The sequence below is a fragment of the Streptomyces sp. NPDC055013 genome (assembly GCF_053608645.1).
In genome coordinates this window covers 186,694-200,387 of record NZ_JBSGVW010000012.1, presented here as the reverse complement: position 1 = coordinate 200,387, position 13,694 = coordinate 186,694, and the positions used below count along the sequence as shown (strand labels likewise).

The following is a 13,694-nucleotide window of genomic DNA, read 5'->3' as shown; positions in this document are numbered from 1 at the left end:
TGACGTGATAGCACAGCGCGACACCGTGAGCGGCGCGCACTTCGCCTTCACCGACCGGTGGGGCGGGGTGAGCGCCGCTCCGTATGAGGAGCTCAACCTCGGTGGGGCGGTCGGGGACGACACTGACGCCGTACTGACCAACCGGGATCTCGCCGCCAAGTCGCTCGGGCTCGATCCGGGCCGGGTGGTCTGGATGAACCAGGTGCACGGCACGGACGTGGCGGTGGCCGACGGGCCATGGCGTGATCGTCCGGTGCCCGACGTCGACGCGGTCGTCACGGCACAGCGGGGTCTCGCCCTCGCCGTCCTCACCGCCGACTGCGTGCCGGTCCTGCTGGCCGACCCGGTCGCCGGGATCGTCGCGGCGGCGCACGCGGGGCGGCCCGGCATGATCGCCGGGGTCGTCCCGGCCGCGCTACGCGCGATGACCGACCTGGGCGCCGAGCCGTCCCGGATCGTCGCCCGCACCGGCCCGGCCGTCTGCGGACGGTGCTACGAGGTGCCGGAGGCGATGCGCGCCGAGGTGGCGGCCAGGGAGCCGACGGCGCACGCCGAGACGAGTTGGGGTACACCCGCGGTGGACGTGACCGCCGGGGTGCACGCCCAGCTCGCGCGCCTCGGGGTGCGCGACCGGGAGCAGTCGCCGGTCTGCACGCTGGAGTCGGAGGACCACTTCTCGTACCGCCGCGACCGCACCACCGGGAGACTCGCGGGATATGTCTGGTTGGACTGAGAGAGAGCATGACGGACCGTAAGGGCGAACTGGCCGCGAACCTCGCAAAGGTGGAGGAGCGGATCGCCGCCGCCTGCGCGGCCGCCGGGCGCGGGCGCGAGGAGGTGACCCTGATCGTGGTCACCAAGACCTACCCGGCGAGCGATGTGCGGATGCTGTCGGAGCTCGGCGTGCGTCATGTCGCCGAGAACCGCGATCAGGACGCGGCCCCGAAGGCCGCTGCCTGCTCGGATCTCCCGCTCGCTTGGCACTTCGTCGGTCAGTTGCAGACCAACAAGGTGCGCTCCGTGGTCGCTTACGCGGATCTCGTGCAGTCCGTCGATCGTTCCAAGCTGGTGACGGCGCTCTCGAAGGAGGCCGTACGGCAGGAGCGGGAGGTGGGCTGCCTCATCCAGGTGGCGCTGGATGCGGGAGAGAGCGCGCGGGGTGAGAGGGGTGGTGTGGCGCCCGGTGGGGTCGCGGAGTTGGCCGACCTCGTCGCGAAGGCTCCGGGGCTGCGCCTCGAGGGGCTCATGACCGTCGCGCCGCTCAGCGGGGAGTACGAGGGGCGCCAACAGGCGGCGTTCGAGCGCTTGATGGATTTGTCGACTGACCTGCGCCGGACTCATCCGACTGCGAACATGGTGTCGGCAGGGATGAGTGCGGATCTCGAGGACGCCGTGGCGGCCGGAGCGACACATGTGCGCGTCGGCACCGCGGTACTCGGAGTCCGCCCCAGGCTCGGGTAACGTCGCCAAGAAGTCGGACCACAGCAGAAAATATGGTCAATGTCGCCGAAAGGCGGGCGTAACGACCGTGTGGATCGCAGGCATTTGGCAGTCGTCAGCCGATCCACCACAGAGCGGAGGACTCAGAGCATGGCCGGCGCGATGCGCAAGATGGCGGTCTACCTCGGCCTCGTGGAGGACGATGGGTACGACGGCCGGGGGTTCGACCCCGACGACGACTTCGAGCCCGAACTGGACCCGGAGCCCGAGCGGGACCACCGACGGCATGAGCCGTCCCACCAGTCCCACAGTGCACATTCGTCCCAAAGGGACGAAGAGGTGCGAATCGTGCAGCCGCCCGCGCCGCGTGAACCCGTGGCCCGATCGACTTCGCTCCCCGCGGAATCCGGCCGTCCGGCGCGCATTGCGCCCGTGGCGTCCATCACACAAGAACGCGCAAGCCTGGAGAAGAACGCACCGGTGATCATGCCCAAGGTCGTGTCGGAACGAGAGCCGTACCGGATCACCACACTTCACCCTCGAACCTACAACGAGGCCCGTACCATCGGGGAACACTTCCGTGAAGGCACCCCGGTGATCATGAATCTGACTGAGATGGATGACACAGACGCGAAGCGACTTGTCGACTTTGCGGCAGGTTTGGTGTTTGGTCTTCACGGCAGCATCGAGCGGGTGACGCAGAAGGTGTTCCTGTTGTCGCCTGCTAACGTCGATGTCACGGCGGAGGACAAGGCCCGTATCGCAGAGGGCGGGTTCTTCAACCAGAGCTGAGACGCACCACCGGAAACAAACGCACGGATCAGGGAACAGGGGAGAGGGAAGCACCAGTCATGAGCGTGGTTCTGCAGGTTCTCTACATCGCGCTGATGGTTCTCCTCATCGTGCTTATCTTCCGGTTGGTCATGGACTACGTCTTCCAGTTCGCCCGCTCGTGGCAACCCGGCAAGGCGATGGTGGTCGTTCTGGAGGCCACCTACACTGTCACTGATCCACCGCTCAAGCTTCTGCGGCGGGTCATCCCGCCGCTGCGTCTCGGGGGCGTGGCGCTCGACCTGTCCTTCTTCGTATTGATGATCATCGTCTACATCCTGATCACGCTCGTGCGGAGCGCGATGTGAGCGATGTGAGAGATACGGTCTTGCCGACTGCCGACGACTACGTTGAGGTGAAGAGATGCCGTTGACCCCCGAGGACGTGCGGAACAAGCAGTTCACGACCGTCCGCCTCCGAGAAGGCTATGACGAGGACGAGGTCGATGCCTTCCTCGATGAGGTCGAAGCCGAACTGACCCGCCTGCTCCGCGAGAACGAGGACCTGCGCGCCAAGCTGGCCGCGGCCACGCGCGCTGCTGCCCAGAACCAGCAGAACATGCGCAAGCCCCCGGAGGGCCCCGGCGGTCCGCAGGACCAGCAGCAGGGCGGCATGCCTCAGCAGGGCGGTATGCCTCAGCAGGGCATGCGCGGTCCTGGGGCTCCCGTCCCCGCTGGGATATCGGGCCCGCCGCAGCAGCAGATGGGTGGCCCCATGGGTGGCCCGCCCCAGCTGCCGAGCGGCGCCCCGCAGCTGCCCGCCGGTCCCGGCGGTCAGGGTGGCCCGCAGGGTCCCGGTCCGATGGGCCAGGGTCCGGGGCCGATGGGCCAGCCCCCCATGCAGCAGATGGGTGGCCCGATGGGCGGTCCCATGGGTGGCCCGATGGGCGGTCCCGGTCAGGGCGGCCCCGGTGGCGACAGCGCCGCGCGCGTTCTGTCGCTTGCCCAGCAGACCGCCGACCAGGCGATCGCCGAGGCCCGTTCCGAGGCCAACAAGATCGTCGGAGAGGCACGTTCGCGTGCCGAGGGTCTCGAGCGTGACGCCCGTGCCAAGGCGGACGCCCTGGAGCGGGACGCGCAGGAGAAGCACCGTGTCGCGATGGGCTCCCTGGAGTCCGCCCGCGCCACGCTGGAGCGCAAGGTCGAGGACCTGCGTGGCTTCGAGCGCGAGTACCGCACGCGGCTGAAGTCCTACCTCGAGTCCCAGCTGCGCCAGCTGGAGACCCAGGCGGACGACTCGCTCGCCCCGCCGCGCACTCCGGCCACCGCGTCTCTCCCGCCGTCCCCGGCGCCCTCCATGGCACCGGCCGGCGCGGGTGCCCCGTCCTACGGCGGCAACCAGACGATGGGCGGCGCCCCGTCCCCGGCTGCTCCGTCCTACGGCGGTCAGCAGCAGATGTCCCCGGCGATGACCCAGCCGATGGCACCGGTCCGGCCGCAGGGTCCGGGCCCCATGGGCCAGGCCCCGTCGCCGATGCGCGGGTTCCTCATCGACGAGGACGACAACTGACGGTTGGTAGTACGCCGTAGACGCTGGCAGCGTTCAGGGCGGGGCCCCGGATTTCGATCCGGGGCCCCGCCCTTTTGCTACGCGTGTTCATGGAGTTTGCGGTGTTTGTTCGGAGCCGGGTGTGGTGTCCGACGTACGCAACGCCGAAGGCCCGGGCCCACCAAGATTCTTTGGTGGGCCCGGGCCTTCGGTCGTGCGGCCGGGTCCCGCTACTGCTTGCGCAGGCGGAACGTCAGGGTCAGACCCTCGTCCGTGAAGGCGGAGCCGTACGAGTCGTCCGCCTCGCCCTGGGCGAAGTCCGTCGCCAGCACCTCGTCGGCGATGAGCTCGGCGTGGTCGCCCAGTGCCGCGATCGTCGCCGCGTCCGTCGCCGTCCAGCGCAGGGCGATGCGGTCGGCCACGTCCAGGCCACTGTTCTTACGGGCCTCCTGGATCAGGCGGATCGCGTCACGGGCCAGGCCCGCGCGGCGCAACTCCTCCGTGATCTCCAGGTCCAGGGCCACGGTCGCGCCCGAGTCGGACGCCACCGACCAGCCCTCGCGCGGGGTCTCCGTGATGATCACCTCGTCGGGTGCGAGCGTGACCGTCTCGCCGTCGACCTCCACCGACGCGGTGCCCTCGCGCAGGGCCAGGGACAGCGCCGCCGCGTCCGCGTTCGCGACGGCCTTCGCCACGTCCTGGACGCGCTTGCCGAAACGCTTGCCCAGGGCGCGGAAGTTGGCCTTCGCGGTCGTGTCGACGAGGGAGCCGCCGACCTCGGAGAGGGACGCGAGGGATGTGACGTTCAGCTCTTCCGTGATCTGCGCGTGCAGCTCGCGGTCGAGGGCGTCGAAGCCGGTGGCCGCGATGAGTGCACGGGACAGCGGCTGGCGGGTCTTCACGCCCGACTCCGCGCGCGTGGCACGGCCCAGCTCCACCAGTCGGCGGACCAGGACCATCTGCTTCGACAGCTCCGGGTCGATCGCCGACAGGTCCGCCTCGGGCCAGGACGCCAGATGCACCGACTCCGGCGCGTCCGGGGTCACCGGCACGATCAGGTCCTGCCAGACCCGCTCGGTGATGAACGGGGTCAGCGGGGCCATCAGCTTGGTGATCGTCTCGACGACCTCGTGCAGGGTGCGCAGGGCCGCCTTGTCGCCCTGCCAGAAGCGGCGACGCGAGCGGCGGACGTACCAGTTCGACAGGTCGTCGACGAACGCCGAGAGCAGCTTGCCGGCGCGCTGGGTGTCGTACGCCTCCAGGGACTGGGTCACCTGGTCGGTCAGCGCGTGCAGTTCCGACAGCAGCCAGCGGTCCAGGACCGGGCGGTCGGCGGGGGCCGGGTCGGCCGCGGACGGCGCCCAGTTCGACGTACGGGCGTACAGGGCCTGGAAGGCGACCGTGTTCCAGTACGTCAGGAGCGTCTTGCGGACGACCTCCTGGATCGTGCCGTGGCCCACGCGGCGTGCCGCCCACGGGGAGCCGCCGGCCGCCATGAACCAGCGCACCGCGTCCGCGCCGTGCTGGTCCATCAGCGGGATCGGCTGCAGGATGTTGCCCAGGTGCTTGGACATCTTGCGGCCGTCCTCGGCGAGGATGTGGCCGAGGCAGACCACGTTCTCGTACGACGACTTGTCGAAGACCAGGGTGCCGATCGCCATCAGCGTGTAGAACCAGCCGCGGGTCTGGTCGATGGCCTCGGAGATGAACTGCGCCGGATACCGGCTCTCGAACAGCTCCTTGTTCTTGTACGGGTAGCCCCACTGCGCGAACGGCATCGAACCCGAGTCGTACCAGGCGTCGATGACCTCCGGCACGCGCGTGGCCGTCTTGGCGCACTGCGGGCAGGCGAAGGTCACGTCGTCGATGTACGGGCGGTGCGGGTCCAGGGCGGACTGGTCGGTGCCCGTGAGCTCGGTGAGTTCCGCGCGGGAGCCGACGACCGTGAGGTGGTCGTCCTCGCAGCGCCAGATCGGCAGCGGGGTGCCCCAGTAGCGGTTGCGGGACAGCGCCCAGTCGATGTTGTTGTTCAGCCAGTCGCCGTACCGGCCGTGCTTGACCGTGTCCGGGAACCAGTTGGTCTTCTCGTTCTCCTGGAGGAGGCGGTCCTTGATGGCGGTGGTGCGGATGTACCAGGACGGCTGCGCGTAGTACAGGAGCGCGGTGTGGCAGCGCCAGCAGTGCGGGTAGCTGTGCTCGTACGGGATGTGCTTGAAGAGCAGACCGCGCTGCTGGAGGTCCTCGGTGAGCTTTTCGTCCGCCTTCTTGAAGAAGACGCCGCCGACCAGCGGGACGTCCTCCTCGAAGGTGCCGTCCGGGCGGACCGGGTTCACGACGGGCAGCCCGTACGACCGGCAGACCTTGAGGTCGTCCTCACCGAAGGCGGGGGACTGGTGGACCAGACCCGTACCGTCCTCGGTCGTGACGTACTCGGCGTTGACGACGTAGTGCGCCTCGGCGGGGAACTCGACGAGTTCGAACGGCCGCTGATACTTCCAGCGCTCCATCTCGGCGCCGGTGAAGGACTGGCCGGTGGTCTCCCAGCCCTCGCCGAGGGCCTTGGCGACCAGCGGCTCGGCGACGACGAGCTTCTCCTCGCCGTTCGTCGCGACGACGTACGTGACCTCGGGGTGGGCGGCGACCGCCGTGTTGGAGACGAGGGTCCAGGGCGTGGTCGTCCACACCAGGAGCGCGGCCTCGCCGGCGAGCGGGCCGGAGGTGAGCGGGAAGCGGACGAACACGGACGGGTCCACGACCGTCTCGTAGCCCTGCGCCAGCTCGTGGTCGGACAGGCCGGTGCCGCAGCGGGGACACCAGGGGGCGACGCGGTGGTCCTGGACGAGGAGGCCCTTGTTGAAGATCTCCTTGAGGGACCACCAGACGGACTCGATGTACTCGGGCTCCATCGTGACGTAGGCGTCGTCGAGGTCGACCCAGTAGCCCATGCGGGTCGTCAGGTCGGCGAAGGCGTCGGTGTGGCGCAGCACGGACTCGCGGCACTTGGCGTTGAACTCGGCGATGCCGAACGCCTCGATGTCCTTCTTGCCGCTGAAGCCGAGATCCTTCTCGACCGCCAGCTCCACCGGCAGGCCGTGGCAGTCCCAGCCGGCCTTGCGGGCCACGTGGTAGCCGCGCATGGTGCGGAAGCGGGGGAAGACGTCCTTGAAGACGCGGGCCTCGATGTGGTGGGCGCCGGGCATGCCGTTGGCAGTGGGCGGGCCCTCGTAGAACACCCACTCGGGGCGGCCCTCGGACTGGTCCAGGCTCTTGGCGAAGATCTTCTGCTCGCGCCAGAAGTCGAGCACGGCGTGCTCGAGGGCGGGCAGGTCGACCTGGGCGGGTACCTGGCGGTACGTCGGCGTTGTCATCAGCGAGCTTCCTCCGGCGGACTTGCTGCCTTCCGTCCGGAGGGACGAGAGCCGTGTCTTTCCGTACGCCGGTTTCGGCGCGCTCCCGCGGTACCACCCTCCTTGGCCCTCCGGCGCGGGGTGTGCGTCGGTGAGCCCCCTCATTGGGGTCGCGATGCCGGTTCTACGGCCGCTGCTGTTGGGCTGCGGCTTTCTTCCGACGGCTCCGGGGTGATCTTCACGTCGCGCCGGCCCCCGGGCTTCCACCGTCCCCGGGTCGCTCTGGGCTGCGTACGCCGCTACTCGTCCCCATCCATGCTTTTCGCTCCGCCCAGTGTACGGCGCCGCGGGGACAGCGGCCGACCGGATTTTCGGGCCCTGGGGGCGGGGATCGTGTCCGGGCCCGGATGACCCGAATGGCGCGGTACGTCTGTTCGGATTCTGGGACGTCCGGCTCGTCTGCATACCCGGCGAGGAGCTGGGCACAACGGATGCAGGTCTGTCGCGCTGCATGCGCGAGGCGGGCGAATCGGGCGGTGTGCCCCGTTGCCGCGGGACTCAAGTCGATTTATCGTCCCAGCACGATTCGCGAGCAAGATCACAGTATGTGAAGGGGCCGCGGCATGGTGGCGAAGAAGACCGCCGTACAGCAGTCGGCGTCGGGCAGATCCACCAATGCGAGTGCCTCCGGCGGATTGGGTGGCTCTGGTGGGGTGGGTGTTTCTGCTGGGGTGGGGGCGAAGGCTTTCGGTGGTGCAGGTGGCTCTGGTGCGGCCGGTGCTTCCGGTGGCGTGCCGGCTTCCGGCGGCGTGGGTGCCTCAGGCGGGGTGATGGCCGCCGACGGTGCGGCCAACGGTGTGGGTGGGAAGAAGAGTGCGCGGGGAGGGGCCGCGGGGGCGCGGGACGGGAAGCCGGTGAAGACGGTCCGGGGGGTTGCCGGGGGTGGGGCGGGGGAGTCGGGCTCCGCCGCCAAGGGGGGTGGTTCGAAGAGGGCCGGTGAGCCGGCGGCGGGGAAGGGTGGGAAGGGGAAGGGCTCGAAGGCGGGCAAGGAGGCAGCTGCTGAGAAGGCGGTCGCGAAGGCCGGGGCGGACACAGGGGCTGCGGCGACGAAGGCGGGGGCCAAGACGGCTGAAGCGAAGGCGCCGGGGAGCAAGGGGGCGTCCGTTCAGGGTGCGGTGGCCGGGAAAGCGGTGGTCAGGGAGTCTGCGGGTAAGGCTGCGGGGTCCAAGAAGGCGCGGCCCAAGAAGGCCGTGTCCGGGGGCAAGGCAGCCGAGGGATCGGCGGCACGAAAGGCGTCGGGAGAGAAGGCGGTCGCCATGGAAGCGGCAGCCGAGGGCACTGCGGGCAAGAAGTCAGCGGCCCGGAAGAGCGCGGCTGAGAAGGCCGCAGCCAGGACAAGCACGTCCAAGAAGACCGTGGCCAAGGAAGGTGCCGCCAGGAAGGTGGCCGTGAAAGTGACCGTTGCAGACGAAGCGACCGGGGAGTTGGCGCCCAGGAGGGCGGCTGGGCGCGTAGCGGCCGGTAAGACGGCGGCTGGTGGGAAGGCAGCCGGTCGGCAAAAGGCCGGGAAGAAGGCGATCAGCCAGGTGGCGGGCGGGAAGGCAACGGGAGGGAAGGCCGCGCCCGGCAAGAAGGCGACCCAGGAGGTGCCTGCCGGGACGGCGTCGGCCGACAAGGGGACGACTGGCGAGGCAGGGGCGGGGAAGAGAGCGACCGGGAAGCAGACGCCTGGCAGGGCAGCGGCCGGTAGGAAGGCTACGGGCCAGGTAGCGGCCGGGGAGACAACGGCTGGTAAGGCGTCGGCGACCAAGGGGGCGACCGACCAGGTGGCGGTCGGTGCGAAGGGGGTTGGGAAGGAATCGGCCGGCAAGGGGACGGCCGGCAAGGCGGCGGTCCGTAAGAAGGTGACCGGTCGGGTAGGGGCCGGCAAGGAGGCGGCCGGCTCAGTGGCGATCGATCGTGAAGGTGCCCGGCAGGGAGCGGTCGGTGCGAAGGCGGCCGGGAAGGGCGTTCGCAGGAAAGCGAGCGGGCAGGTGGGGGACGGCAAGAAGGCGGCCGGTGGGGCAAGGCGCTCCGATGGGGGCGTTGAGGAGGGCGGCGTGGTGGAGAAGGGCGCGTCCAAGGGGAGCCTCGGTGCGGCCGGGAAGCGTGCGGGCGCCAAGAGCAGGGCCAAGAAGGCGGGCGCGGCGCAGGCCGCGGAGCAGACGGGAGCCACGACAGTGGTTGCGAAGAAGACTCCTGGCACGGCCACGGCGGCCAAGACCGCCGTTCCCAAGGCACGCGTCGCCGCGGCGGTGGAGCCCGGCGAGCTCGCGGTGCGCCCCGGCGAGGACCCCTGGACTCCGGAGGAGGTCGATGAGGCCCGTGCCGAGCTGATGGCCGAGGCGACGCGGCTGCGCGAGGAGCTCACCTCGTCCGAGCAGTCCCTCGTCGGGCTGATGCGGGACTCCGGGGACGGAGCCGGCGACGACCAGGCGGACACCGGTGCCAAGAACATCACGCGGGAGCACGAGCTGGCGCTCGCCGCCAACGCGCGCGAGATGCTCGAACAGACCGAGCGGGCTCTGGAGCGGCTCGACGCGGGCACGTACGGCCTGTGCGAGAACTGCGGCAACCCGATCGGCAAGGCACGCATGCAGGCCTTCCCGCGCGCGACCCTGTGCGTCGAGTGCAAGCAGAAGCAGGAACGCCGGTACTGACCGGTAGGCGGGTGCCGCCGGACGTGCCGTACTCTCGTCCTCAGTCAGGTACCTAGGTTGAGGGACTCACGTGGCAGAGGCGGAGCGCATCATCGGTACGCCGGACACCCCAGAGGCGGCGGGTGCAGAGCCGGAGCATTCCGACGGGAGCACGACGGAAACCGGTGACGCCGGGAACACCGCCGAGCGGCCGCGCGGCCGGCGCCGGATCGCCGTGCTGTTCGGCGTCGCCGCGTTCGCGTACGCCCTCGACCTGATCAGCAAGATGATCGTGGTGGCCAAGCTGGAGCACCAGCCGCCGATCGAGATCATCGGGGACTGGCTGAAGTTCGAGGCGATCCGCAACGCGGGCGCGGCCTTCGGCTTCGGAGAGGCCTTCACCGTGATCTTCACGGTGATCGCGGCGGCCGTGATCGTGGTGATCGCGCGGCTCGCCCGCAAGCTGTACAGCCTGCCCTGGGCGATCGCGCTCGGCCTGCTGCTCGGCGGTGCGCTCGGCAACCTCACCGACCGGATCTTCCGCTCGCCGGGCGTCTTCGAGGGCGCGGTCGTGGACTTCATCGCGCCCAAGCACTTCGCGGTGTTCAACCTGGCCGACTCGGCGATCGTGTGCGGCGGCATCCTGATCGTGCTGCTGTCGTTCAGGGGGCTGGACCCGGACGGCACCGTCCACAAGGACTGAGTCCGCCGGGGCCGGCGCCCCGGGCCCTGCCTGAGTTATCCACAGGCTCCGTACTGGGGGCTCCGGCCCGTCCGGCATACTCGACGGGTGAGCACGATTCCCGAGATCCGCACCCTGCCCGTGCCCGACGGCCTGGAGGGCGAGCGTGTAGACGCCGCCATCTCCCGCATGTTCGGCTTCTCCCGTACCAAGGCCGCGGAGCTTGCCGCGGCGGGGAAGGTCACGGTCGACGGCTCGGTGGTCGGGAAGTCCGAGCGGGTGCACGGCGGGGCCTGGCTCGAGGTGGAGATGCCGCAGGCGCCCGCCCCGGTGCAGATCGTCGCCGAGCCGGTCGAGGGCATGGAGATCGTGCACGACGACGATGACGTGGTCGTGATCGTCAAGCCGGTCGGCGTCGCCGCGCATCCGTCGCCGGGCTGGAGCGGCCCCACGGTGATCGGCGGCCTGGCCGCTGCCGGGTACCGCATCTCGACGTCCGGCGCCGCCGAGCGCCAGGGCATCGTGCACCGGCTCGACGTGGGCACCTCCGGGCTGATGGCCGTCGCCAAGTCGGAGCGCGCGTACACGTCGCTCAAGCGCCAGTTCAAGGAGCGCACGGTCGACAAGCGCTACCACACGCTCGTCCAGGGCCACCCCGACCCGACCAGCGGCACCATCGACGCACCCATCGGCCGCCACCCCACCCACGACTACAAGTGGGCGGTCACCGCCGACGGCAAGCCCTCGATCACGCACTACGACCTCATCGAGGCGTTCCGCGCGGCCTCCCTGCTCGACGTGAAGCTGGAGACCGGCCGCACCCACCAGATCCGCGTCCACATGGCCGCCCACCGGCACCCCTGCGTCGGCGACCTCACCTACGGCGCCGACCCGACGCTCGCCAAGCGCCTGCGGCTGACCCGCCAGTGGCTGCACGCCGTAAGGCTCGGCTTCGAGCACCCCGGGGACGGCCAGTGGGTCGAGTTCGAGAGCGAATACCCCGCCGACCTGCAGAAGGCCCTGGACCAGGTCCGCGAGGAGACGTGGGCATGAGTGCTCCGCCGCACGACCCGTCGTACGCCGTGCGGGTCGCCGACGACCCCGCCGACCGCGAGGCCTGCTTCGCGGTGCGCAAGGAGGTCTTCGTCGTCGAGCAGGGCGTCCCGCAGGAGATCGAGTACGACGCCTACGACGCGGGTGCCGTGCATGTGCTCGCGATACGGGATGACGGGACGCCGCTCGGGACCGGGCGGCTGCTGCACGGGGAGGCGGCCGCGGCGAAGGTCGACGGCGATCCGTCCGTGGGCTCGCTCGGCCGGCTCGCCGTGCATCAGGCGGCGCGCGGCCTCGGCGTCGGGGCGGCCCTGGTGCGGGCCATCGAGGAGGCGGCACGCGCGCAGGGGCTCGCGGCCGTCGATCTGCACGCGCAGACGCATGCGCTGGGGTTCTACGAGCGGCTGGGGTACGAGGCCTACGGCCCGGAATTCCCGGACGCGGGGATACCGCACCGGGCGATGCGGCGCGCTCTTTAGCCGAGGGCCCTAAGGCGCTGGTGGGAAGGGTGCCATGGCAGGCTTGAGGTCTGCTGTGTGGACCCCGATCTCACCGGAGCGCTGACCGTGGATCAGTTGGCCCTGTTGTTCGTGCTGTTGCTCGGGGCCGTGATCAGTGTCCCGGTGGGGGACCGGTTCGGATTGCCGGCGCCGGTGTTGATGACCCTCCTCGGGATCGTTCTCGCGCTGCTCGAATTCGTGCCCAACGTCGAGATTCCGCCGGATCTGATCCTGCCGCTGCTGTTGCCGCCGCTGCTCTACGCGGCCGTACGACGCACGTCGTGGCGACAGTTCGCGGCCAATCTGCGGCCCATCTTCCTGCTGGCCGTGGCGCTGGTGTTCGTCACGACGCTGTGCGTCGCCGCCGTCGCCCACGCGATCGTGCCGGGACTGCCGCTGGCCGCCGCCGTGGCGCTGGGTGCACTCGTCGCGCCGCCCGACCCGGTCGCGGCGACCGCTGTCGCCGGGCAACTCGGGCTGCCGAGGCGTCTCGTGTCCATCCTGGAGGGCGAGGGGCTCTTCAACGACGTGACCGCGATCGTGCTCTACCACGTGGCGATCGCGGCCGCCGTGAGCGGAACCTTCTCCCCGTGGGAGGCCGGGCTCGATCTGGTGCTCTCCGCCGTGGTGGCGCTGGCCGTAGGGCTCGCCCTCGGATGGGGCGCCAACAAGCTGATGGATCTGCTGGGCGACGCGACCCTGCAGATCTCGCTCACGCTGCTCGTGCCGTACGCCTCGTATGTGCTGGCCGAGGAACTCCACGGCTCGGGTGTGCTTGCCGTGCTGGTCACCGCCCTGTTCCTCGCCGAGTACGCCACCGACGCCGACGACGTGATGACGCGGCTCGCCGGGCACACCTTCTGGGACATCGTCGACACGCTGGTCACCGGCGTCGCCTTCGGGCTGATCGGGCTCGAACTGCACATCGCCGTGCGGACGGCGTCCGGGCGGTGGAGCGAGATGCTCGGCTGGGCTGCCACTGTGGTCGGCGTCGTCGTGGCGGTGCGGTTGCTGTGGCTGCTGCCGGCGACCTGGCTCACCAAACGCATGCACGCGAGACGGGACTACGACGAGGAGATCCCGACGAGTTGGCGCGAGACCGTCGTGATGTGGTGGTCGGGGATGCGTGGCGTCGCCTCGGTGGCCCTGGCGCTGGCCGTTCCGCTGGAGACGGACTCGGGCGCGCCTTTTCCCGACCGGGACGAGATCGTGTTCATCGCCTTCGGGGTGATCATGGCGACGCTGGTACTGCAGGGACTCACCCTGCCGTGGCTGGTGAAACGGCTCGGGGTGCGCGCCGACAGCGAGCAGGAGAAGGAGTTCGAGAAGCAACTGGCGGTGCGCGCGGCCAAGGCGGCGAAGCGGCGGCTGCGGGAGATCGAGTCCGTCGAGGACCTGCCCGAGGACCTCGCCGAGCAGATGCTGCGCCGGGCGTTCGAGATCGGGGTGCGGATCAGCCCGGACCTGGGCGAGGAGGAGCGCAGGGAAGCGCATGAGCAGCGGGCGCGGCGGCTGAAGCGGGTGCGGCGGATCCAGGGCGAGCTGCTGAGCGCGGCGCGGCACGAGGTGCTGGCGGCGCGCAGTGAACCGGGGGCCAATCCCGAGGTGGTCGACCGGGTGCTGCGGCATTTGGACGTGCGCAGCCTGCGGTGATCCCCGCACCCGCGGCTGTCCC

General features: G+C 70.2%; 11 protein-coding genes. 10 read left to right on the top strand and 1 reads right to left on the bottom strand.

Features of this window, described 5'->3' with window-relative positions; genetic code table 11:
* Nucleotides 1-4 precede the first annotated feature (4 nt).
* From pgeF to ACWGDB_RS18115, 5 genes are all read left to right on the top strand, one after another.
* On the top strand, nucleotides 5-733 hold the full coding sequence (gene pgeF / locus ACWGDB_RS18135) for a peptidoglycan editing factor PgeF (RefSeq protein WP_453823337.1): 729 nt from the start codon (nucleotides 5-7) through the stop codon (nucleotides 731-733).
* 8 nt (nucleotides 734-741) lie between these two features.
* Nucleotides 742-1,461 (top strand): YggS family pyridoxal phosphate-dependent enzyme, encoded by a 720-nt coding sequence (locus ACWGDB_RS18130; RefSeq protein WP_453823336.1) that lies wholly within the window; start codon nucleotides 742-744, stop codon nucleotides 1,459-1,461.
* Nucleotides 1,462-1,590: 129 nt separating this feature from the next.
* Nucleotides 1,591-2,232 (top strand): cell division protein SepF, encoded by a 642-nt coding sequence (locus tag ACWGDB_RS18125; RefSeq protein WP_328428365.1) that lies wholly within the window; start codon nucleotides 1,591-1,593, stop codon nucleotides 2,230-2,232.
* A gap of 59 nt (nucleotides 2,233-2,291) precedes the next feature.
* Nucleotides 2,292-2,579 carry a YggT family protein gene (locus tag ACWGDB_RS18120; protein ID WP_328428366.1) on the top strand — a complete coding sequence of 96 codons (288 nt, stop codon included), beginning with the start codon at nucleotides 2,292-2,294 and terminating at the stop codon, nucleotides 2,577-2,579.
* 55 nt (nucleotides 2,580-2,634) lie between these two features.
* Nucleotides 2,635-3,780: a DivIVA domain-containing protein gene (locus tag ACWGDB_RS18115; protein ID WP_453823335.1), complete on the top strand. Its 1,146-nt coding sequence runs from the start codon at nucleotides 2,635-2,637 to the stop codon at nucleotides 3,778-3,780.
* A gap of 209 nt (nucleotides 3,781-3,989) precedes the next feature.
* On the opposite strand, the gene ileS is transcribed toward ACWGDB_RS18115, so the two are convergent.
* On the bottom strand, nucleotides 3,990-7,127 hold the full coding sequence (gene ileS / locus ACWGDB_RS18110; RefSeq protein ID WP_453823334.1) for an isoleucine--tRNA ligase: 3,138 nt from the start codon (nucleotides 7,125-7,127) through the stop codon (nucleotides 3,990-3,992).
* Between the two features lie 1,295 nt (nucleotides 7,128-8,422).
* Here ileS and ACWGDB_RS18105 point away from each other — a divergent pair.
* From ACWGDB_RS18105 to ACWGDB_RS18085, 5 genes are all read left to right on the top strand, one after another.
* Entirely contained in the window at nucleotides 8,423-9,805 is a 1,383-nt protein-coding gene (locus tag ACWGDB_RS18105) for a TraR/DksA C4-type zinc finger protein (RefSeq protein WP_453823370.1), read from the top strand.
* A 70-nt stretch (nucleotides 9,806-9,875) separates the two neighbouring features.
* Nucleotides 9,876-10,487, top strand: coding sequence for a signal peptidase II (gene lspA, locus ACWGDB_RS18100; protein ID WP_453823333.1), 612 nt, complete (start codon nucleotides 9,876-9,878; stop codon nucleotides 10,485-10,487).
* Nucleotides 10,488-10,574: 87 nt separating this feature from the next.
* Nucleotides 10,575-11,519, top strand: a complete 945-nt coding sequence (locus ACWGDB_RS18095; RefSeq protein ID WP_453823332.1) for an RluA family pseudouridine synthase — start codon at nucleotides 10,575-10,577, stop codon at nucleotides 11,517-11,519.
* Nucleotides 11,516-11,998 carry a GNAT family N-acetyltransferase gene (locus tag ACWGDB_RS18090; RefSeq protein WP_453823331.1) on the top strand — a complete coding sequence of 161 codons (483 nt, stop codon included), beginning with the start codon at nucleotides 11,516-11,518 and terminating at the stop codon, nucleotides 11,996-11,998. The genes ACWGDB_RS18095 and ACWGDB_RS18090 overlap by 4 nt, the downstream gene beginning before the upstream one ends.
* A gap of 87 nt (nucleotides 11,999-12,085) precedes the next feature.
* A complete protein-coding gene (locus ACWGDB_RS18085; protein ID WP_453823369.1) occupies nucleotides 12,086-13,672 on the top strand; it encodes a Na+/H+ antiporter in 1,587 nt (528 codons plus the stop codon).
* Nucleotides 13,673-13,694 lie beyond the last annotated feature (22 nt).